Source organism: Williamsia sp. z34 (assembly GCF_059553395.1).
Genome location: NZ_JCANWW010000013.1, coordinates 76720 through 97710, shown reverse-complemented (window position 1 = coordinate 97710; position 20991 = coordinate 76720). Strand labels below are relative to the sequence as shown.

The 20991-nt window shown below is 65.7% G+C and carries 15 protein-coding genes; 9 read left to right on the top strand and 6 right to left on the bottom strand.

Annotated elements, in window-relative coordinates:
- Nucleotides 1-11: 11 nt before the first annotated feature.
- On the bottom strand, nucleotides 12-1562 hold the full coding sequence (locus AC51GT_RS24185) for a DHA2 family efflux MFS transporter permease subunit (RefSeq protein ID WP_496330408.1): 1551 nt from the start codon (nucleotides 1560-1562) through the stop codon (nucleotides 12-14).
- Nucleotides 1555-2232: a PadR family transcriptional regulator gene (locus AC51GT_RS24180; protein WP_496330407.1), complete on the bottom strand. Its 678-nt coding sequence runs from the start codon at nucleotides 2230-2232 to the stop codon at nucleotides 1555-1557. Before AC51GT_RS24180 ends, AC51GT_RS24185 begins: the two co-directional genes overlap by 8 nt.
- 104 nt (nucleotides 2233-2336) lie before the next feature.
- Between AC51GT_RS24180 and AC51GT_RS24175 the strand changes: the two genes are divergently transcribed.
- From AC51GT_RS24175 to AC51GT_RS24160, 4 genes are all read left to right on the top strand, one after another.
- Complete coding sequence (locus AC51GT_RS24175; protein WP_496330406.1) at nucleotides 2337-3419, top strand: glutathione S-transferase family protein; 1083 nt, start codon at nucleotides 2337-2339, stop codon at nucleotides 3417-3419.
- Nucleotides 3420-3423: 4 nt separating this feature from the next.
- A complete protein-coding gene (locus AC51GT_RS24170; protein ID WP_496325936.1) occupies nucleotides 3424-4224 on the top strand; it encodes a hypothetical protein in 801 nt (266 codons plus the stop codon).
- Nucleotides 4221-8102, top strand: coding sequence for an ABC transporter ATP-binding protein (locus AC51GT_RS24165; RefSeq protein WP_496330405.1), 3882 nt, complete (start codon nucleotides 4221-4223; stop codon nucleotides 8100-8102). Before AC51GT_RS24170 ends, AC51GT_RS24165 begins: the two co-directional genes overlap by 4 nt.
- Before the next feature lie 104 nt (nucleotides 8103-8206).
- On the top strand, nucleotides 8207-12022 hold the full coding sequence (locus tag AC51GT_RS24160) for a multifunctional oxoglutarate decarboxylase/oxoglutarate dehydrogenase thiamine pyrophosphate-binding subunit/dihydrolipoyllysine-residue succinyltransferase subunit (RefSeq protein ID WP_496330404.1): 3816 nt from the start codon (nucleotides 8207-8209) through the stop codon (nucleotides 12020-12022).
- Between the two features lie 94 nt (nucleotides 12023-12116).
- Here AC51GT_RS24160 and AC51GT_RS24155 read toward each other — a convergent pair whose 3' ends face one another.
- Nucleotides 12117-12731 (bottom strand): TetR/AcrR family transcriptional regulator, encoded by a 615-nt coding sequence (locus AC51GT_RS24155; protein ID WP_496325939.1) that lies wholly within the window; start codon nucleotides 12729-12731, stop codon nucleotides 12117-12119.
- Nucleotides 12732-12813: 82 nt separating this feature from the next.
- On the opposite strand from AC51GT_RS24155, the gene AC51GT_RS24150 reads away from it, so the two are divergent.
- Genes AC51GT_RS24150 through AC51GT_RS24140 form a run of 3 tightly spaced genes read left to right on the top strand, consistent with a single transcriptional unit; the run spans nucleotide 12814 to nucleotide 16126 of the window.
- The gene (locus AC51GT_RS24150; protein ID WP_496330403.1) at nucleotides 12814-14340 is read left to right on the top strand and encodes a flavin-containing monooxygenase; all 1527 of its coding nucleotides are present in this window, start codon (nucleotides 12814-12816) and stop codon (nucleotides 14338-14340) included.
- On the top strand, nucleotides 14337-15197 hold the full coding sequence (locus AC51GT_RS24145; RefSeq protein WP_496325941.1) for an SDR family NAD(P)-dependent oxidoreductase: 861 nt from the start codon (nucleotides 14337-14339) through the stop codon (nucleotides 15195-15197). Before AC51GT_RS24150 ends, AC51GT_RS24145 begins: the two co-directional genes overlap by 4 nt.
- Nucleotides 15194-16126, top strand: coding sequence for an alpha/beta hydrolase (locus AC51GT_RS24140; RefSeq protein WP_496330402.1), 933 nt, complete (start codon nucleotides 15194-15196; stop codon nucleotides 16124-16126). The genes AC51GT_RS24145 and AC51GT_RS24140 overlap by 4 nt, the downstream gene beginning before the upstream one ends.
- A 7-nt stretch (nucleotides 16127-16133) precedes the next feature.
- Here AC51GT_RS24140 and AC51GT_RS24135 read toward each other — a convergent pair whose 3' ends face one another.
- The 3 genes from AC51GT_RS24135 to AC51GT_RS24125 all read right to left on the bottom strand — a co-directional run bounded on the left by AC51GT_RS24135 (nucleotide 16134) and on the right by AC51GT_RS24125 (nucleotide 18911).
- Nucleotides 16134-17000, bottom strand: a complete 867-nt coding sequence (locus tag AC51GT_RS24135) for a glycine betaine ABC transporter substrate-binding protein (RefSeq protein ID WP_496325943.1) — start codon at nucleotides 16998-17000, stop codon at nucleotides 16134-16136.
- Between the two features lie 8 nt (nucleotides 17001-17008).
- Nucleotides 17009-18202, bottom strand: coding sequence for an NAD(P)-dependent malic enzyme (locus tag AC51GT_RS24130; protein WP_496330401.1), 1194 nt, complete (start codon nucleotides 18200-18202; stop codon nucleotides 17009-17011).
- Between the two features lie 88 nt (nucleotides 18203-18290).
- Nucleotides 18291-18911 carry a MarC family protein gene (locus AC51GT_RS24125; RefSeq protein ID WP_496325945.1) on the bottom strand — a complete coding sequence of 207 codons (621 nt, stop codon included), beginning with the start codon at nucleotides 18909-18911 and terminating at the stop codon, nucleotides 18291-18293.
- 119 nt (nucleotides 18912-19030) lie between these two features.
- Between AC51GT_RS24125 and AC51GT_RS24120 the strand changes: the two genes are divergently transcribed.
- Both AC51GT_RS24120 and AC51GT_RS24115 read left to right on the top strand, forming a co-directional pair.
- The gene (locus AC51GT_RS24120; RefSeq protein ID WP_496325946.1) at nucleotides 19031-20101 is read left to right on the top strand and encodes a magnesium and cobalt transport protein CorA; all 1071 of its coding nucleotides are present in this window, start codon (nucleotides 19031-19033) and stop codon (nucleotides 20099-20101) included.
- A gap of 40 nt (nucleotides 20102-20141) precedes the next feature.
- Nucleotides 20142-20990: an LLM class flavin-dependent oxidoreductase gene (locus tag AC51GT_RS24115; protein ID WP_496330400.1), complete on the top strand. Its 849-nt coding sequence runs from the start codon at nucleotides 20142-20144 to the stop codon at nucleotides 20988-20990.
- Nucleotide 20991 lies beyond the last annotated feature (1 nt).

The window sequence follows — 20991 nt, the reverse complement described above, 5'->3', positions numbered from 1 at the left end:
GCGCAGCTCCGTCAAACGCCACCGCCGGCGGGGATGTCGGACATCTTTGCCTCCCCCGGCGTGGGCGGGGTCGGATCCGGATCACCTGATGCGCCCATATGCCGAGGTCGGGCAAAGAACAGCGCCGCAACCACACCCAGAAGCAATGCGGCCGCGGGCAGCAGCAGCGTCTGCCCCATCGCCGTCGCGAAACCATCGCGCACCTGTTCGGGCAGACGCCCGGTCACATCGTCCATCGAGTTGCCACCGAATTGCGGCAACTCTGCTGCCAGACGGGTCTGGATCAGGGCTCCGACAGCCGCACTGCCGAGCACCGAACCGATCAGGCGCGTGGTGTTGTAGACGCCAGACCCAGCTCCGGCACTGCTCATCGGCAGATTCCGGGTGGCGGTCGCCGCCAGCGGCGCCCAGATGCCGGAGCTCGCGACACCCATGAGGCTCACCGGTAGGAGCAACTGCCAGATCGGTGTGGTCGGGGTCGCGATCACGGCGATCCAGCCGATCGCGATCGCGTTGAGGAGGAAGGCCGTGGTGATGATGTACCGCGGGTGGATCCGGTCTACCTGCTGACCGACGATCGGGGCCAGAACACCGGTCAGGACCGCCATCGGAATCGTCAACACCGCCGATTCGGTCGGGGACAGGCCACCGACGAGCTGTAAGTAGTACATCAGCGGGACCATCATGCCCGCGGTCGCGAAGCCCATCGTCGCGATGCCCAGACTCGCCAGCGAGAAATTGCGATCACGGAAGAGGTTCAACGGAACCAGCGGTTGGGATCCGGGTCGCAGTGTGACCATCTTGTGCTGCCAGTAGACAAACAGGGCGATCAGCACCAGACCGACGCCGATCAGGGCACAGATCCACCCGGCCCAGTCGTACTTTTCGCCGTCCTGGATGGCGAACACCAGAGCGGCCAGACCGACACCACTGAGTCCGACACCGATCAGATCGAAGTTGCGTTTGTTGGTCGGCACCGTGGGCACCAGCTTCCAGGCCAACACCAAGCCGATCGCGCCGACCGGCACGTTGACGAAGAAGATCCACTCCCAGCCCAGACCATCGACCAGGATTCCTCCTGCGAGTGGTCCGACCAGCGTCGCCACTCCGGCGACGGTGCCCCACACGCCCATCGCCGCACCACGTTTGTCGGCCGGGAACATCCGGGTGATCAGGGCCATGGTCTGCGGGGTGATCAGCGCGGCTCCCACGCCTTGGAGCCCGCGGGCGATGATCAAGATCTCGATCGACTGCGCCAGGCCACACAGGATGCTCGCCAGCGTGAAGACAATCAGCCCGAGCTGGTAGATCCGCTTGGGTCCGAAGCGATCGCCGAGTCGGCCGGCGAGGAGCATGGGCACCGCGTAGGTGAGCAGATAGGCGCTCGAGACCCAGATGACGCCGTTGACGTCGGTGTCCAGGGCCTGCTGGATGGCCGGCTGGGCAACGGCAACGATGGTCATGTCGACCAGGATCATGAAGAAGCCGATGCACAGCGCGCCGAGCGCCGGCCATGGTCTGGTGGTGATCGGCGCGTCGGTCTCCGCGGTGGGACTACTCACTGCTTACCTCGTTCCCTGACCGGGCGATCAGCCCGGTGATGTCTTCACGACCCTGCCGGGGGTCGGCGTTTCGCAGTTGCAAGTACTCCGGCAGCCACATCAATTCCCCGGTCGCGAGCCGCGTACGCAGCTGCTCCAGCCAGCTGATCTGAGCATCGAGGACTGCCCGTCGGCACCCGACGTCGAGCAGGAACATCTCCGGGTGCCCCTGTCCGAGAGCTTCGGACATTGCTGCCGCGATGTCCGAGAGCTCGGCGCGCATGATCGTCAGACGTTCGTCGAGCAGCGCCACGACCTCGTGCCGACCCAGGGTGTGGGCCTCTGCCAGAGCCAGATAGAGCGCGGGATACTCCGTGGCCGGAGTGCGCAGCATGGATACGAGCGCACCCTCCAACGCCTTGCGCCCCTCCCCTGTCACCGCGTAGACCGTTCGCTCCGGTCGGTTCCCGTCTCGATGAACATCACTGACCTGCAACAAGTTTCGACAGCAGAGCCAACCAACGGTGTGATAGAGCGAACCCGGCCGCAGTTTTGCGAACCGATCTTCCTTGCGCGCTCGAAGCGTCTGCAACATCTCGTAGGGGTGCATCGGTTGTTCGACGAGGAGCCCGAGGACCATGACGCCCAACGGTGTCAACGCCGCGGCTGCCACTGCTGGTCGAGCGTCCATACAGATACCCCAGACCGTTATTCGGCGCCGAATACTCCGTGCGGAATATACCGCGAGAAAGAGCTCATGCCCAGACCTTTTCCGGACGGCTAGTCTGGAAAACGATGAGCACTCAGGCGAGGACCTCCGAAGAAAGTTCGTCCGACGGAAGCGTGCCCGATGGGAATGTGCCCGGCGGCTACGTGACCGTCGGCCAGGAGTTCGTGCGCGACACCAACTACATCGACGACCGGATCACCCGGGACGGAATCGGTCCTGCCGGTGAGACGTTTCCGGCCCAGGCCGGTCGCTATCGCCTGGTCGTCGCCCGGGCCTGCCCGTGGGCCAACCGCGCGATGATCGTGCGCCGCCTGCTCGGCCTCGAACATGCCCTGTCCATGGGCATGTGCGGACCCACCCACGACGCCGACAGCTGGACATTCGATCTCGACCCCGGAGGCATCGACCCGGTCCTGAAGATCCATCGCCTCAAGCAGGCCTATCTCACCCGCTACCCCGACTATCCTCGCGGCATCACCGTGCCGGCGATCGTCGACATCCCCACCGGGGCCGTTGTCACCAACGAATTCCGGCAGATGACCCTCGACTTCTCCACCGAGTGGGTCGATTTCCATCGAGAGGGTGCACCGGACCTCTACCCGGAGAACCTGCGCGCCGAGATCGACGAGGTGACCGACGCGATCTTCACCGACGTCAACAACGGGGTGTACCGGGCCGGATTCGCGGGCAGCCAGGACAGCTACGAGCAGGCCTACGACCGGCTGTTCGCCCGCCTCGACGACCTGTCGGAACGGCTGAGCGGGCAGCGTTACCTGGTGGGCGACACCATCACCGAGGCCGATATCCGGCTGTTCACCACACTCGTCCGCTTCGACTCGGTCTACCACGGCCATTTCAAGTGCAACCGTTCCAAGCTCAGTGAGATGCCGGTGCTCTGGGCCTACGCCCGCGACCTGTTCCAGACGCCCGGGTTCGGTGACACCATCGACTTCACCCAGATCAAAGCGCACTACTACATCGTCCACAGCGACATCAATCCCAGCCGGATCGTGCCCCGCGGTCCCGACCTGTCCGGCTGGCGCAGCGACCATCACCGCGAACAACTCGGTGGCCGCCCCTTCGGCGATGGGACCCCACCACCGCCACCGCTGCCCACCGAACGTGTACCCGCCGGACAAGGAGCTTGAAAACGTGGCAAAGAAGCAACTTTCGTCGATCGGCAACGGCAATGCGATCGGCGCGACCCGCAAAACCGAAGGCATGATCGACTCACTCGTCGACCACGCCCAGCATCTGCAGGCGCCCGCGGTCACCAAATACATCCAGCGCCTTCGGCGTGAGCATCCGCAGGAGTCCCCCGCCCAGATCATCGAACGCCTCGAGAGCCGGTTCCTGCTCGCCGTCACCGGCTCCGGTGGCGCGGTCGGTGCGGCGGCCGCGTTCCCCGGCATCGGGACGATGGTGTCGCTCGCCTCGCTGGGCGCCGAGACCGCCTTCTTCATCGAGGCGTCGGCGCTGTTGTCACTGGCGATCGCCGAGGTCCACGGCGTTCCGCTCCACGACCGGGAACGCCGCAAGGCCCTCGTCCTGACCGTGGCGTTGGGCGAGTCCGGTCTTGCCGTGGTCCGGGATTCACTGGGCGCCAAATCCGGCACCCTGGCCAGGGCGTTCGGTGGATTCATCCCCGCGCCGGTCCTGCGCACGCTCAACCAGAAGCTGCTCCGCACCTACTTCAAGAAGTACGCGCTCCGGAAGCTGCCACTGGCCGCGGGCAAACTGCTCCCCGCCGGTTTCGGTGCGGTCATCGGCGGCGTGGGCAACCGCGCACTGGGCCGGATCATCGTGAACAACTCACGGCAGGTCTTCGGACCACCGCCGCCCTACTGGCCGGTCCGTGACCCGAATGTCCCCCTCTACGCCGTGGGCAACCCACAACATGCCGCGGACAACCCGCAGATCCCCACCTCCGGCGATGGGCCGAGCGCTAGTTGACCCGACCACACACCGCTTCGGCCGGACCCGGCTGGATCCGACGGCTCGCCGGCGAATGCCTGCGCCACCGGCGGCTGGTGGCGATCACCCTGGGTGTCACCGCTCTGGCAGTGGTCATCGACCTCTGCATTCCACTGCTGACGAAGGCGGCGATCGACGAGGCCACCGGCGTCGCCGGCCACGGCTACACCATCGGTGCGATCGCGCTGGTCATGGTGGTCCTGGCGTTCGTGCGATACGGGTGCCAGTACGGTCGTCGGCTGACCGCGGGCAAACTGTCGCTGAACGTGCAGAACTCGTTGCGGCTCTCGGTCCTCGAGTCGGTGCTGCGGACCGACGGGGCCGCGCAGGACCAGATCCGCACCGGTCAGGTCGTCTCGCGGTCCATCACCGACCTGCAACTCGTCCAAGGTCTGCTCGCGATGGTGCCGCTCTCACTCGGAGCCGCACTCCAGGTGGTCCTCGCCATCGGCGTGATGTTCTGGCTCTCGCCGGTGCTGACCGTGGTCGCACTGTTGGTCATCCCCCTGGTGGCGGTCATCGCGTTCAACAGCCGCAGACGGATGTTCGCGGCCACGTGGTCGGCGCAGCAGGCCGCGGCGGATCTGGCACAGCATGTCGAAGAAACCGTCACCGGAGTCCGGGTGGTCAAGGGATTCGGTCAGGAAGATCGCGCGGTCGACGAACTCGTCGGGTATGGCAGGCGCCTCTATTCACTTCGGCTGCGGGCCGCGAAGGTCAACGCTCGTTTTGCACCCGTGCTGGCCGCGGTGCCGCAACTGGGCATGGTCGCGATCATCGCGCTCGGCGGATACCTGACGATGATCGGGTCCATCTCGATCGGCACCTTCCTGGCCTTCGCCACCTACGTCACGACGATGACCGGGCTGGCCCGTGTCCTGACCTCCCTGATCGTCTCCGCACAGCTCGCCCGCGCCGCCGTCGAACGCGTGTACGGCGTGATCGACCAACCGGCAGATCCAGGTCTGGCGGCGACGGGACTGTTGCCCGACGGTCCACTCGGACTCGAGCTCCGAGACGTCACGTTCACCTACCCCGGCGCCACCCAACCGGTCCTGCATGACCTGGATCTGTCCATCGCGCCCGGTGAGGTGGTCGCGGTCGTCGGGACCCCGGGCTCCGGCAAATCGACGCTGGCCATGCTCGCCGACCGGTTCTATCGCCCTGACTCGGGTTCGGTGGAGCTGACGACGCCGGGACCATCCGACGCGCCGGGCGCCCGCACCGCCCACGACATCGACACCATCGCGACCCAGGAGCTGCGCGGCGCTGTGGGCGTGGTGTTCGACGAACCCTTTCTGTACTCCGACACCGTCGCCGCGAACATCGCCCCGAACGCCCACGTCGGCAAGTTCGACCAGGACGGTCCCATCCCGGCCGGCGTCGTCGAGGCCGCCGCCCAGGCCCAGGCCACCGGTTTCGTCAGCGCACTCGAGGACGGTTTCCGGAGCATCGTCGGTGAGCGCGGACTGACCCTCTCCGGCGGTCAGCGACAGCGGATCGCGCTGGCGCGAGCGCTGTACACCGACCCGCGCGTCCTGATCCTGGACGACGCCACCTCGGCGGTCGACGCCCAGACCGAGGCGAAGATCTTTGCCCACCTGCGCACCTCCACCCGCACGATGCTGCTCCTGGCCCATCGCCGATCGACGCTGTCCCTGGCCGATCGGGTGGCGGTGCTCGACCGCGGCCGGATCATCGACATCGGAACCGAGGCCGAACTGACACAGCGGTGTTCCGAGTTCCGCGCGCTGATGACCACCGACCTCGACGCTCTCGACGGCGAACTCGCCGACGACAATTCTCCCGACGAAGCGTTTCTCGACCACCCCGCGCTCGACACGTCGGCGCTGTGGCCGGCCGACGCACCCGACGCGGTCGAGCCGGCCCGGGCGGTCACCAACGCGATCGGCGGCCGGGGTCGCGGTGGCGGTGGCGGCGTCGCGGGAGCACTCGGTGCCATGCCCGCGACACCCGAACTCCTCGAATCCGTGGCCGCCCTGCCGCCCGCCGACGAATCGCCGCCCGTGGACGACAGCGACATCCGGCGGGACCGTCCCGACTTCTCGCTGCGTCAGCTGTTGCGGCCCGTTCGATGGCTGCTGGCCGCGGTGGTCGTCTGCATCTCGATCGACACCCTCGTCGGTTTGGCGTTTCCGACCATCGCCCGGTTCGGGATCGACGGCGCGACCGACGATCAGTCGGGTCGCCTGTGGTTGGCCACCGGCCTCGGACTCGTGGCCGTGGCCATCGGATTCCTCGCCGCCGCGGTGATGACGGTGATCACCGCCCGAAGTGGCGAGCGCGTCCTCTACGCCCTGCGCGTCCGCAGTTACGCCCACCTGCAACGTCTCGGGCTGGACTACTACGAACGGGAACTGTCCGGGCGCATCATGACGCGGATGACCACCGACGTCGATGCACTATCGACGTTCCTGCAGACCGGGCTGTCGTCGGCGATTGTCAGCACCCTGACCATCGTCGGGGTCGGGGTGGCGGTTCTCCTGACCGATCTGTCGCTGGGTCTGCTCATGTTGGTGGTCTTCCCGCCGATCATCATCGCGACGATCGTCTTCCGCCGGATCAGCTCGCGTGCGTACACCCGGTCACGGGAGTTGATCAGCGAGGTCAACGCCGACTTCCAAGAGAACGTGGGCGGTGTCCGCACCACGCAGGCCTACCGCCACGAAGGTTTCGCGATGGCCCGCTTCACCACCCGCGCCGCGACCTACGTCCGGGCCCGGATGGTCTCCCAGCAGGCGATCTCGATCTACTTCCCGTTCATCACACTGATGGCAGATCTGGCCACCGCCGGCATCATCGCGGTCGGCGCCCATCAGGTGGCCCGCGGCCAGACCAGCGCCGGCACGCTCGTCGCTTTTGTCCTCTATCTCGGAATGCTCTTCGGTCCCGTTCAACAGCTGTCCCAGGTGTTCGACAGCTACCAGCAGGCGCTGGTCGGACTCCGCCGCATCTCCGACCTGCTGGCGACCCGCAGCAGTGTGCAGTGCCCGGACAGCTACGGGTCACGTGACGGCGGACCGGGGACGACCATCTCACCGCCGCCGGGTGGTTTCGAGGGCCATGCCGAGCTCCGCGAGGTCACCTTCCGGTACGCCGGTGCGACCCGGGACGCCCTGTCGCGGGTCGACCTCGATCTGCCCGCCGGGACGTCCCTGGCACTGGTCGGTGAGACCGGTGCCGGCAAATCGACCATCGTCAAACTGCTCGCCCGCTTCTACGACCCGACCACCGGTTCGGTCCGGATGGACGGCACCGACATCCGCGACTTCCGGCTCGGCTACTACCGGTCCCGCCTCGGCGTGGTGCCCCAGGAACCGCACCTGTTCACCGGGACCGTGGCCGGAAACATCGCCTACGGCAGGCCGGATGCGACCCATGACGAGATCGCAGCGGCAGCGTCGGCGGTCGGGGCCCTGTCGATGATCGCGGGCCTGCCCGGGGCGATGAACCATCCGATCGGGGAACGCGGCAAGGGCTTGTCCTCGGGGCAGCGGCAACTGATCGCCCTGGCCCGCGCCGAACTCGTCGACCCGGACCTGCTGCTGCTCGATGAGGCCACCGCCACCCTGGACCAGTCGACCGAGCGCCGCGTACTGGCCGCCGGACGTCACCTGACCGGGTCCCGGACGTCGGTGATCGTCGCGCACCGACTGGCCACCGCGGCCCGCGCCGATCGCATAGCGGTGGTGTCCGACGGACGTATCGTCGAACTCGGAACACATCGGGAATTGCTGTTGTTGAATGGTCGGTACCGTGCTTTGTGGACTGCTGGTATCACACCCGATGAGGTCGAACCAAGTGACCCACGCCACGAAGGCAGCCAACCGGCATAGCCTCGTAGTCCACTGGGGTCTAACCTTGTTATCTGGGACTTCGCAAACGCACGTAGGTCGGAAACGCACGCCGACCAATTAATGAATTGAGGCGAGATACTGCCGTGAGCAGCAGTTCGATTTCAGACTTCGGACAGAACGAGTGGCTGGTTGAGGAAATGTACCAGCGCTTCCAAAAAGACCCGACCTCGGTTGATCCGAGTTGGCATGAGTTCTTGAAGAACTACGCCGCCGAGGCCAACGGGGCAAAAACAACCACCGGCGGCACCGCCGAGACGACGCCCGCCGCCGCGGCCAACGGTTCGGGTTCGAACAAGCCGGCCGTCGATCCCACGCCCGCGAGCAAGGCCGCAGCGGGTCAGTCGGAGACCAGTCGCGACGGATCCAACGCCACCACCACACCACCCTCGGCCAAGGCCACCACCGCCCCTCCGGCGAAGGCAGAGACACCCAAGGCCCCGGCCAAGGCGAAGTCACCTGCGCCCACCAAAGACAACACCGCCTCGAAGAAGCCCACTGCAAAGAAGCCGGCTGCCCCGGCCGCCACCGAGGATTCTTCTCAGGTGATGCGCGGCGCAGCGGCCACGGTCGCCAAGAACATGTCTGCGTCATTGCAGATCCCCACCGCGACCAGTGTGCGTGCGATCCCGGCGAAGCTGATGATCGACAACCGGACGGTCATCAACAACCATCTGGCGCGCACCCGCGGCGGCAAGATCTCGTTCACCCACATCCTGGGTTACGCCATCGTGCAGGCGATCAAGTCGTTCCCCAACATGAACCGGCACTTCGCCGAGGTCGACGGCAAGCCGAACATCGTCACACCTGCGAACACCAACCTCGGCCTGGCCATCGACCTCCCCGGCAAGGGTGGGTCGCGCATGTTGGTGGTCGCCGCCATCAAACGCTGCGAGAACATGAACTTCGCCGAGTTCCATGCCGCGTATGAGGACATCGTCCGCCGTGCCCGCGAAGGCAAACTCGCCGGCGACGATTTCGCCGGAGTCACGATCTCGCTCACCAACCCCGGCACCATCGGCACCGTGCATTCGGTCCCGCGTCTGATGAAGGGCCAGGGCGCCATCATCGGCGCCGGCGCGATGGAGTACCCCGCCGAGTTCCAGGGCGCCAGCGACGAACGCATCGCCGAGATGGGTGTCGGCAAGCTGATGACCCTGACCTCGACCTACGATCACCGAATCATCCAGGGCGCCGAGTCCGGCGACTTCTTGCGGAAGATCCACGAGCTGTTGCTCTCGGATGACTTCTTCGACGAGATGTTCACGACGCTGCACATCCCGTACGAGCCGATCCGGTGGCGTCGCGACATCTCCGAAGGTGAAGTCGACAAGAACGCACGGGTGCTGGAACTGATTGCGGCATATCGCAATCGGGGTCACCTGATGGCCGACATCGATCCACTGATGCTCGATTCGGATGCGCGCGCCTCCCATCCCGACCTGAACATCATCACCTACGGGCTGACGCTGTGGGATCTCGATCGCAGCTTCAAGGTCGGCGGATTCCACGGCGAGAACAAGATGAAGCTCCGCGACATCTTGTCGATCCTGCGTGATTCGTACTGCCGCCACGTGGGTGTCGAGTACACCCACATCCTCGAACCCGAACAGCAGCAATGGCTGCAGGATCGGGTGGAGATCAAGCACGTCAAGCCACCGGTGGCCGAGCAGAAGTACATTCTGTCCAAGCTCAATGCCGCGGAGGCCTTCGAGACCTTCCTGCAGACCAAGTACGTCGGGCAGAAGCGCTTCTCGCTGGAAGGTGCCGAGGCCGTCATCCCGATGATGGACGGCGTCATCGACCAGAGCGCCGAGTACGGCCTCGACGAGGTCGTCGTCGGAATGCCGCACCGCGGCCGCCTGAACGTGCTGGCCAACATCGTCGGCAAGCCCTACTCGAAGATCTTCACCGAGTTCGAGGGCAACCTGAACCCGTCGCAGGCACACGGCAGCGGCGACGTGAAGTACCACCTCGGCGCCGAGGGCAAGTACTACCAGATGTTCGGTGACAACGAGATCCTCGTCTCGCTGACCGCCAACCCCTCGCACCTCGAGGCGGTCGACCCGGTTCTCGAGGGCCTGGTCCGCGCCAAGCAGGACCTGCACAACAAGGGTGGCGAAGAAGAGTTCACCGTCCTGCCGCTGATGCTGCACGGCGATGCCGCGTTCGCCGGTCAGGGTGTGGTCGCCGAGACCCTCAACCTGGCCATGCTGCCCGGATACCGCACCGGCGGCACGGTTCACATCGTGGTCAACAACCAGGTCGGCTTCACCACCGCACCGGAATCGTCGCGGTCGTCGGAGTACTGCACCGATGTGGCGAAGATGATCGGTGCGCCGATCTTCCACGTCAACGGCGATGACCCCGAGGCCTGCGTGTGGGTGGCCAAACTGGCCGTCGACTACCGGCAGAAGTTCAACAAGGACGTCATCATCGACCTCGTCTGCTACCGCCGACGCGGTCACAACGAGGGTGACGATCCCTCGATGACCCAGCCGGCCATGTACGACGTCATCGACACCAAGCGCAGCGTCCGCAAGAGCTACACCGAAGCCCTCATCGGCCGCGGTGACATCTCGCTCAAAGAGGCCGAAGACGCCCTGCGCGACTACCAGGGCCAGCTCGAGCGGGTCTTCAACGAGGTCCGCGAACTCGAGAAGTACCAGGCCGCACCGAGCCCGTCGGTCGAAGCCGATCAGGCCCTCCCGGTGAAACTGGAGACCAAGGTCAGCAAAGAGACCGTCGAGCGGATCGGCGACGCCTTCGCCAACGTGCCCGAGGGCTTCACCGTCCACCAGCGGGTCCAGCCGGTGCTCAAGAAGCGCCAGGACATGTCGCGTAACGGCAACGTCGACTGGGCGTTCGGCGAGTTGCTCGCCTTCGGCTCGCTCGTCGAAGAGGGCCGCACGGTCCGGCTGTCGGGCCAGGACTCGCGTCGTGGCACGTTCACCCAGCGGCACTCGGTGCTCATCGACCGGGAGACCGGCGACGAGTACACCCCGTTGCGCACGATTGCCGAGACCAACCCGGACAACCCCGGCCAGTTCCTCGTCTACGACTCGTCCTTGAGCGAGTACGCGGTCGTCGGTTTCGAGTACGGCTACTCCGTGGGCGATCCCGACGCACTCGTGCTGTGGGAAGCCCAGTTCGGTGACTTCGTCAACGGAGCCCAGTCGATCATCGACGAGTTCATCTCGTCGGGCGAGGCCAAATGGGGCCAGACCTCCGATGTGGTGCTGCTGCTCCCACACGGTCACGAGGGCCAGGGCCCCGACCACACCTCGGGCCGCATCGAGCGGTTCCTGCAGTTGTGCGCCGAGGGTTCGATGACGGTCGCTCTGCCGTCGACGCCGGCCAGCTACTTCCACCTGCTGCGGCGCCACGTGCTCGACGGGATCAGCCGTCCACTGGTCGTCTTCACCCCGAAGTCGATGCTGCGCAACAAGGCCGCGGTCTCCCCGATCTCCGAGTTCACGGACGGCAAGTTCCGCTCGGTCATCGACGATCCGTCCTTCGACGGTGGCGGCGATCGCAGCAAGGTCGAGCGGGTCCTGCTGGTGTCGGGCAAGCTCTACTACGAGCTGGCCGCCCGTAAGGCGAAGGACAACCGCGACGACATCGCGATCGTCCGTATCGAGCAGCTCTACCCGGTGCCGCACAAGCGCCTGAAGAACGCGCTCGAGCAGTACCCGAACATGAAGGAAGTGTTCTGGGTCCAGGAAGAGCCGAAGAACCAGGGTGCCTGGCCGTACTTCGGCCTCACGCTGCCGGAGATGCTGCCTGAATACTTCAGCGGTTTGCGGCGGGTGTCGCGTCGTGCGATGTCGGCACCGTCGTCGGGCTCGTCGAAGGTCCATGCCGTCGAGCAGCAGGAGATCGTGGATACCGCGTTCGCCTGATCCAACCCCCCGATAATGTGCCCTTTTGGCGGCGCCCACCTGGGCTTTTAGTCGCCAAAAGGGCACATTTTCGGTATCTGGGGGGCGTCCGGGGCTAGTCGTCCGCGGTGGCCAAGGTGCCTGCGGTCATCGCCAGCAGCGGCAGGGCCTGCGTGATCAGTTCGATGAGGGTCTCGCGGGTGACACCGGTGTCGTCGAGCAGCCACCGGACCGTGACCTGTTCACTGAACGTGACCCAGCCGTGGACGGCCAGTTCGAGGACCGGTGTGCGCTGCAGATCGAGTAGATCGGCCAACCCCAGGACCCGCTCGGCCATGACCGCGCGGGTGTCGTCGGCGACCTTGCGCATCGCCGGATCCGACGCGCCGACGCCCTGCAGGATCGCCAGATAGGCCGACCGATTCGCCGACACGTAGTCGATGAACGCCGCGAGAGATGCCCGGGCGATCGCCAGGGGATCCTCCAGGCTCAGATCCGGTTCGGTGCGTTCGAGCATCCGCTGGCTCTGTGTGGTCGTCAGCGCCACCAGAAAGTCCTGTTTGGACTCGAAATAGTGGAACAGCAGAGCGCGCGAGACGCCTGCCGCCTCGGCCACCTCCTCGACCGACACCTGATCCAGCGCCCGGTCGGCGAGCATCCGCAGCCCGTGTTCGATCAGCTGATCGCGACGGGCCTGCGGGCTCATTCTCGTACGGCGGGCGGTGGTCATGACAGCCGATCTTACTGACCTTCTGTCAATAAGATGTCCCGACCCTATTGACACTCGGTCAGTAGTGGGTAAGTTCGTACCCATGAACGTTGTAAAGATCGCCATCATCGGCGCAGGCTTCTCCGGACTCGGCGCCGCGATCAAGCTGCGGCAGCAGGGTATCGACGACTTCGTGATCCTCGATCGCGGAAGTGACTTCGGCGGTACCTGGCGCGACAACACCTACCCCGGTGCCGCCTGCGATGTGCCCTCGCACCTCTACTCGTACTCGTTTGCCCTCAACCCCACGTGGAGCCGTTCGTTCTCCCGGCAGCCCGAGATCCACCGGTACATCAACGCGGTCGCAGACCAGCACGACCTGGAACCGAATACGCGCTGGAACACCGAGGTCACCAACATCGCCTGGGACGAGGCCGCAGGCCAGTGGGCCATCACGACCTCTGCCGGTGAATACCGCGCGACGTTCGTGATCGCCGGCGTCGGCCCCCTCTGCGAACCCAAACTTCCCGACATCAAGGGCATCGCCGACTTCACCGGTGAGGTCTTCCACTCCGCGCAGTGGAACCACGACTACGACCTCGCGGGCAAGCGGGTTGCGGTCATCGGCACCGGTGCCTCGGCCATCCAGATCATCCCGGAACTGGCCAAGGAGGTCGGCCGCCTCGACGTGTACCAACGGACAGCGCCATGGGTGCTGCCGCGCGCGGATCGCCCGTATTCGGCGGCCGAGAACTGGGCGTTCAAGAACATCCCCGGGTTACAGAAGGCCGTCCGCGGCGGTATCTACGCCGCACACGAGCTGGTCTCCTTCGGCCTGACGCACGCTCCCAACGTGCTCGCCCCGGCCAAGATCATCGGCAAGCGGAACATCGCGCGCGGCATCTCCGACCGCAAACTGCGTGCCGCGGTGACCCCGAACTGGAAGGTCGGGTGCAAGCGCATCCTGCTGTCGAACACCTATTACCCGGCGCTGGGCCAGGAGAACGTCGACCTGGTCACCGACCCCATCAAAGAGGTCACCGCCACCGGGATCATCACCGCCGACGGGGTCGTCCGGGACGTCGACGCGATCGTCGTCGCAACCGGCTTCCATGTCACCGACTCCCCCGCCTTCGAGCACATGATCGGCAAGGACGGCGCCAGCCTCACCGAGGTCTGGGATGCGAACGGGATGAACGCGTACAAGGGCACCGCCGTCCACGGGTTCCCGAACCTGTTCCTGATGGTGGGTCCCTCGACCGGCCTGGGCCACACCTCGATGGTCTACATGATCGAATCCCAGCTGAACTACCTCGGGGACTTCCTCAAGCTGCAACGCAAGTATGACCTCGCCCGCGTCGAGGTCCGATCCGATGTGCAGCACGACTACAACGTCGGTATCCAGAAGAATCTGAAGTCCAGCGTCTGGGAAACCGGCGGCTGCGCCAGCTGGTACAAGGACGCCTTCGGCAATATCACAACGCTGTGGCCGGGATTCACGTTCAACTACCGCCGCATCACGAGGGAGTTCGACCTGGCCGCGTACGACACCTCGGGTGCCCCTGCCGGTGTGCCCGCCCGCACAACGGCCGAATCCGCCCGCCCCGCAACAGAAACGGTGACATCATGAAGGACTTCAAGGGCAAGGTTGCCGTGGTGACCGGGGCCGGATCCGGCATGGGACGCGACCTGGCACTGCAATTGGCAGCCAAGGGCGCGCTCGTGGCGATCAGTGACGTCAACCCGACCGGGCTCGACGAGACCGAACGACTCCTCAAAGCACAAGGAGCGCAGGTTCATTCACAGCTGCTCAATGTTGCCGAACGGGAAGCCGTCCTCGAGTACGCCGACACCGTCGCGGCGCATTTCGGCAAGGTCAACCTGGTCATCAACAACGCCGGGATCGCCCATCACGGTGAAGTCGAGATCACCGAGTTCAAGCAGTACGAACGTGTGATGGACATCGATTTCTGGGGTGTGGTCAACGGGACCAAGGCCTTCCTCCCCCACCTCATCGCGTCCGGTGACGGCCACATCGTCAACACGTCGTCACTGTTCGGGATCCTGGCCATGCCCGGCCAAAGTGCTTACAACGCGGCCAAGTTCGCGGTGCGCGGGTTCACCGAATCGCTGTACCAGGAGATGCGGATCGCCGGACATCCGGTCCAGGTCACCTGCGTGCACCCCGGCGGCATCAAGACCGCCATCGCACGCAACTCGACGGTGTCCGAAGGCCACGATCAGCGCGGTGCCGCCGAGCTCTTCGACAAGAAGCTGGCCCGGACGACCTCCCCGCGCGCCGCCGAGATCATCATCGCCGCAATCGAGAAGAACCGCCCCCGGGTGCTGGTCGGCGCCGATGCCAAGGTCGTCGATGTCCTGGTCCGCGCCGGTGGTTCGCTCTACGAAGTGGTGATCTCGAAGTTCGCAGGCCGTGTTGCGCCGAAGCCGCAGAAGGTGCCGCACGATCCGTCGGCAGTACTGTGATCGCCCTACCGAGAACTGCACTGACCCTGTCGATCCCGGCCAGCGAGCGCCTGCTCAAGCCCGCTTTCCGGTTGGCCTTGAATGCGCGCTTGGCGCCGGCGGTACAGCGGCGACTGCTCGACGCCGGCGCGCGGCTGGTTCCGCCGTTGCCGGATCAGGTGATCCGCAAGATCGTGCTCGGTGGCCTGCCCACCGAACGGATCACCGTCGGACCGACCCAGCATGCGCAGGCGATCCTCTACCTGCACGGCGGTGCCTACGTCACCGGTTCACCGAAGTCCCATCGCGGTTTGACCACCAGTCTGGCGGCGGCCACCCGGGCCGAGGTCTACGTCCTCGATTACCGTCTGGCACCGGAACATCCGTGTCCGGCGGCCGTCGACGACGCGGTGGCGGCATTTCGCGATTTGGTGGCGCGCGGGTACGGACCCGAATCCATCGCCATCGCCGGTGACTCGGCAGGCGGCGGGTTGACCGTGGCAACCGCTCGAGTGCTGATCGACGAGCATGGCCTGCGACCGGCGGCGCTGGGACTGATCTCACCGTGGGTCGATCCCGCCGCCCGACAGGGCGACAACGGCACCGACATCGTGGTCAATGCCGCCTGGGCCGACCAGAGCGCGCAGATGTACCTCGGTGACGGCAATCCCGACGATCCGAGGTACGCACCCGGGCGCGGCGACCTGACCGGGCTACCGCCGACGCTGATCCAGGTCGGCCGACCCGAGATGTTGCTGCAGCAGGTCACCGACTTCGCCACCCGCCTCGGGGCCGCCGGCGTCGAGGTCACGCTGAGCGACCTGGGTCCGCTGTGGCACGTGGCGCACGTGGCCGCACCCCTGATGCCCGCCGCCGCGGCAGCCGTCGACGAACTCGGCGACTACCTGGGCAGCCACCTGACCCGGAGCAGCGCGGGCGTCGAAACGTAACCGTCGATCAACTGCTGTGTTCGGCCAGCCAGCGACCGGCCACCGCCGACACATCTGCACCCCCGTCGACCTGCTCCGACATCGTCGTCAGGTCGGCGGTGGTCAGCTCTCCGGCGACCTTGTTCATCGCCCGGAACAGGTCTCGGTCCAGGGCGGCGGTCCGGAAGACCGGAACCAGGTCCGCCGCGCGCAAGGCGTCGTCGGTATCGGCCAGGGCCTGCAGCCCGGAATCGTCCCCGACCACACCGAGCGCCGAGAAAAGGCCTGCGGCCCGGCCGGCCGCGACCTCGGCGATCGCCTCGTCGACATCGAGCACCACCGGCGGTGCGAATGCGCAACCGGCACTACCCAACTCGCTCAGGGTGATCGGGTCGGGCTCGACAACGGTGACCAGCGGCAACCCGGCCGGTAGCGCAGCGCAATCGGACAGTTCGTCGACGTCGGTGGCCGTGGCCAGTTCCGACGAGATGTACACGAGCGTCTTGTCCTGCACCGACGTCGCGTCACCCACCGAAACACCTTGCGGTAACGCCTGATTCAACTCGTTGTAGACGTCCTCGGTGCTGCGACCGGCAGCGCCGGGATCGAGCTGGGCGAGCAACTCCCCCGACCAGGCCGGCATCAGATCGACCGAACGCTCGTCCATCCCGGCCAGCAATTCCGCGTAGTCGCCCACCGGATGGTCGTCGGAGACGTCAGCACCCGCGTTCCGCAACGCACCGGCGTAGATGGCGGTCACCACGCGACTCGGCGTGTCCGGGGCCGATCCGGTGACCAGCGGCTGCGCCGCCGGACCAGGTTCTGAGCATCCCACCAGGATCAGCGAACCGGCCAGCACCAACGCCGGCAGTATCCGTCGAGCGCCGCGGGTCATGAAGCCGTTCACTCAGCGGCGACCCGGGCAACTGCGGCGGCGACGGCCGGCGCAACCCGTGGATCCAGCGGGCTCGGCACGATCATCTGCGCCGACAGATCGTCACCGAGCACCTCGACGATCGCGTCGGCCGCAGCGAGTTTCATCGCCTCGGTGATCCGGCGGGCGCCGGCGTCCAGCGCACCCCGGAACACGCCGGGGAAAGCCAGCACGTTGTTGATCTGGTTGGGGAAGTCGCTCCGACCGGTGGCCACCACCGCCGCATACTTCGCGGCGATCTCGGGATGGACCTCGGGGTCCGGGTTCGACAACGCAAAGATGATGGCATCGGAGTTCATGGTCGCCAACGCCTCCTCGGGCACCTTGCCCGCGCTGACGCCCACGAAGACGTCGGCACCGACCAACGCATCCGACAATGTTCCGGTGCGCCGGTCCGGATTGGTACGTGAGGCCAGCTCTGCCTTCACATCATTGAGGTCGGTGCGTCCCGAGTGCACGATGCCCTTGCTGTCGATCACGGTGACGTCGGTGATGCCCACGGCCAGCAGGATGTTGGTGCAGGCAACCCCCGCCGCACCGGCACCGGAGATCACGACCTTGAGGGAAGCACGGGTCTTGCCCAGCAGGTTGGTCGCCGCCTTGAGTGCGGCCAGCACCACAATCGCGGTGCCGTGCTGATCGTCGTGCATCACCGGGCAGTCGAGAGCCTCGATCACCCGCTTCTCGATCTCGAAGCAGCGGGGCGCGGAGATGTCCTCGAGGTTCACCGCACCGAATGAATGCCGCAACCGAACCAGGGTTTCGACGATCTCATCGGGATCCTTCGTGCTCAGGACCAGCGGGATCGAATCGAGGCCGGCAAAGTTCTTGAACAGCGCAGACTTGCCCTCCATCACCGGCAACGACGCCGCCGGACCGATGTCACCGAGTCCGAGCACCGCACTGCCGTCGCTGACGACCGCCACCAGACGGTTGGTCCAGGTGTAGCGGCGGGCCAGCTCGGGGTCGGCCGCAATCGCACGGGACACCTCGGCGACGCCGGGCGTATACGCAATGGACAACGCCCGCTTGGTGTTGAGCGGCGCGGTGATGTTCGTCGACAATTTGCCGCCTTCATGGCCGGCAAAGATCTCCTCGCGGGTGATCGTTGTTGCTGCACTGTCATCATTTACGGGCGATTCGACGCCCCGGGGCTCGGTCACGGCGACAACGCTACTTCAGATGACCGGGCTCACACCTGCGGACCTCCGGATCGTGAGCATCAGACAACATTTGGGCCGGTTCGCCTCACTAGCCTGCGACGATGAAGCCGCGCACGGAATCGGCGATCAACTGGACCGCGATCGCGGCGAGCAACAGACCCGCGATCTTGGCCATCAGGGTGATCCCGCCGATACCGAGCAGCTTGATCAGGACCGTCGAGAAGCGCAGTGCCGCGACCAGCACGATGTGGACGGTGATGATCGCCGCACCGATGGCGAGGTATGCCGCGGTCTCACCGTCGGCCTGACTCACGTTGACGATGACCGCCGCGATGGCGCCCGGGCCGGCGAGCAGCGGGGTCCCCAGCGGTACCAGGGCCACGTTCACATCGTCGGAGACCGACTGCGGATTTCCGGCGTTGCCCAGGCCGGTCAGCAACTGCAGCGCCACCAGGAGCAACAGCAGTCCCCCGGCGCCCTGCAACGCGGGGATTCCGATGTGCAGGTAACTCAATATCGCGTTCCCCGCGATCGCGAACACCGTGATCACCAGAAAACTCACAGCCGGCGCCTGCCAGGCGGCCCGGTGGCGCACCGCGGGTGGACGATGACCCACCAGCGACAGGAACAGCGGCACCTGGCCGGGCGGATCCATGATCACCACGAGGGTGATCAACATCGTCAGGTAGAGCGTGGTGTCGAAGCCCATGGCGCACAGTCTCTCACCGGGGCCGCGGCCCCGGCCGGTGACGTCGCCCGGTGTTGCGGGGGGCGTAACATCTTCGAGGGGTCGAACGGCGTTCGACACCCGCAACGAAGGAGACAGTCATGCCCTCGCGGCCACATCTTCGCCCCGGCGCGGTCGAACCGAAAGCCTCGGCGTCGGTGCCGATTCCCCCGTCCCGGGCGGTGGTGGACTGCGCTGTGTATGTCGACGGTCACCGTCTGCCCGGTATGCGCACTTTCGCCGGTGCCCTCGAAGAGGTCCGGACGAATGGCCGCGGTTTTGTCTGGGTCGGACTGCATGCACCGGACAACCGCCAGATGGAAGGTGTGGCAGGGGCTTACGGCCTCCACGAACTCGTCGTCGAAGATGCCGTCCTGGCCCACCAGCGCCCCAAACTCGAGCAGTACGACAACATCTTGTTCCTGGTTCTCAAAACCGTGAAATATGTTGAATACGAGACAGTTCAGGTCTCCAACGAAGTGGTCGAAACGGGTGAGATCATGGTCATCTCGGGCCCGGACTTCGTCATCACCGTCCGCCACGGTGACCACACCGGCCTGGCGGGGGTCCGCAAGCATCTCGAAGCCCGTCCCGAACTTCTCGCGCTCGGGCCCAGCGCGGTCATGCACGCGGTGGCCGACCACGTGATCGACACATACGTCGACGTCACGGCCAGGATCGAGCTGGACGTCGACGCCATGGAAGAGGTCATCTTCTCCCCTGGCCGGCGGGTGGAGATCGAACCGGTGTATCTGCTCAAGCGCGAGGTGATGGAGTTGCGGCGGGCGGTGGATCCGCTCGACGCGGCGCTGCGCCGCCTGACCGGCTCCGAGGACAAGCTGGTGCCCAAGGAAGTGCGCCGATACTTCCGCGATGTCCTGGACCACCACAGCAGCGTCAACGAACAGATCACGAGCTACGACCAGGTGCTGACCTCACTGATCGATGCCGCCCTGGCCAAGGTGGGCATTCAGCAGAACACCGACATGCGCAAGATCTCTGCGTGGGTTGCGATCGCGTCGGTGCCGACGATGGTCGCCGGTATCTACGGGATGAACTTCGAGAACATCCCCGAGCTGCAATGGAAGTACAGCTACTTCATCGTGCTGGCCTTCCTGATCGGTGTCTGCACTGCACTGTGGCGGACATTTCGCAAAAATCATTGGCTCTGAACGCTTTTCACGCTCGAAAATATCTGTAACATTCTGGCCCATGCCTCCCACGCCCGAGCATCTTCCTCCGATGAAGTTCGGCTATTACACACCGAACTTCGATTTCTGCGGCGACGCCCGAGTTCTTGCCGGACTGGCGACGGATGCCGAGGCGGCCGGCTGGGATGGGTTCTACCTCTGGGACCATCTGCAATTCACCGAACCAGTGGTGGACCCATGGATCGCACTGGCCGCGATGGCACTGCAGACCGAACGCATCCGGTTGGGCACCCTGGTCACACCGGTCCCCCGCCGGCATCTGGGCAAACTGGCCCGCGAGGTGCTCACCCTCGATCATCTCTCCGGTGGACGCCTGACCCTGGGCGTCGGTGCCGGATACCCGTATCTTCCCGACTACGCCGCATTCGGCGACGGCAACGACCCCACGGTGCGAGCGGCGACACTCGACGAAGGACTCGACGTCCTCGCGCAACTCCTGAGTGGGCAGCCGGTGAACCACCACGGTGAGCACTACGACATCGAGTGCGTGGCATTCACACCCCCGGTGCAGCAACCTCGGGTGCCGTTCTGGGTCGCGGCCTCATGGCCGGCCCGCAGCCCACTTCGGCGCGCCGCGCGGTGGGACGGACTGGTCACCGCCGGTACCTACGGGCTCGACGTCGCCCCGGCCGATGTCCGCAGCGCGGTCGACTACGTCGCCGGGCATCGCACCGTCGAGGGACCGTTCGACGTCATCAGGTTCGGCACCACCGAGAGTCCGTCGGACAACGATGTCGTCGGGGCCTGCCATGACGCCGGCGCCACCTGGTGGATCGAGTCGAGCTTCACCGCAGGCGGCGATCTCGAGTCCACCCGCCACCGGATCGCACAGGGCCCGCCCCGGCTCTGAT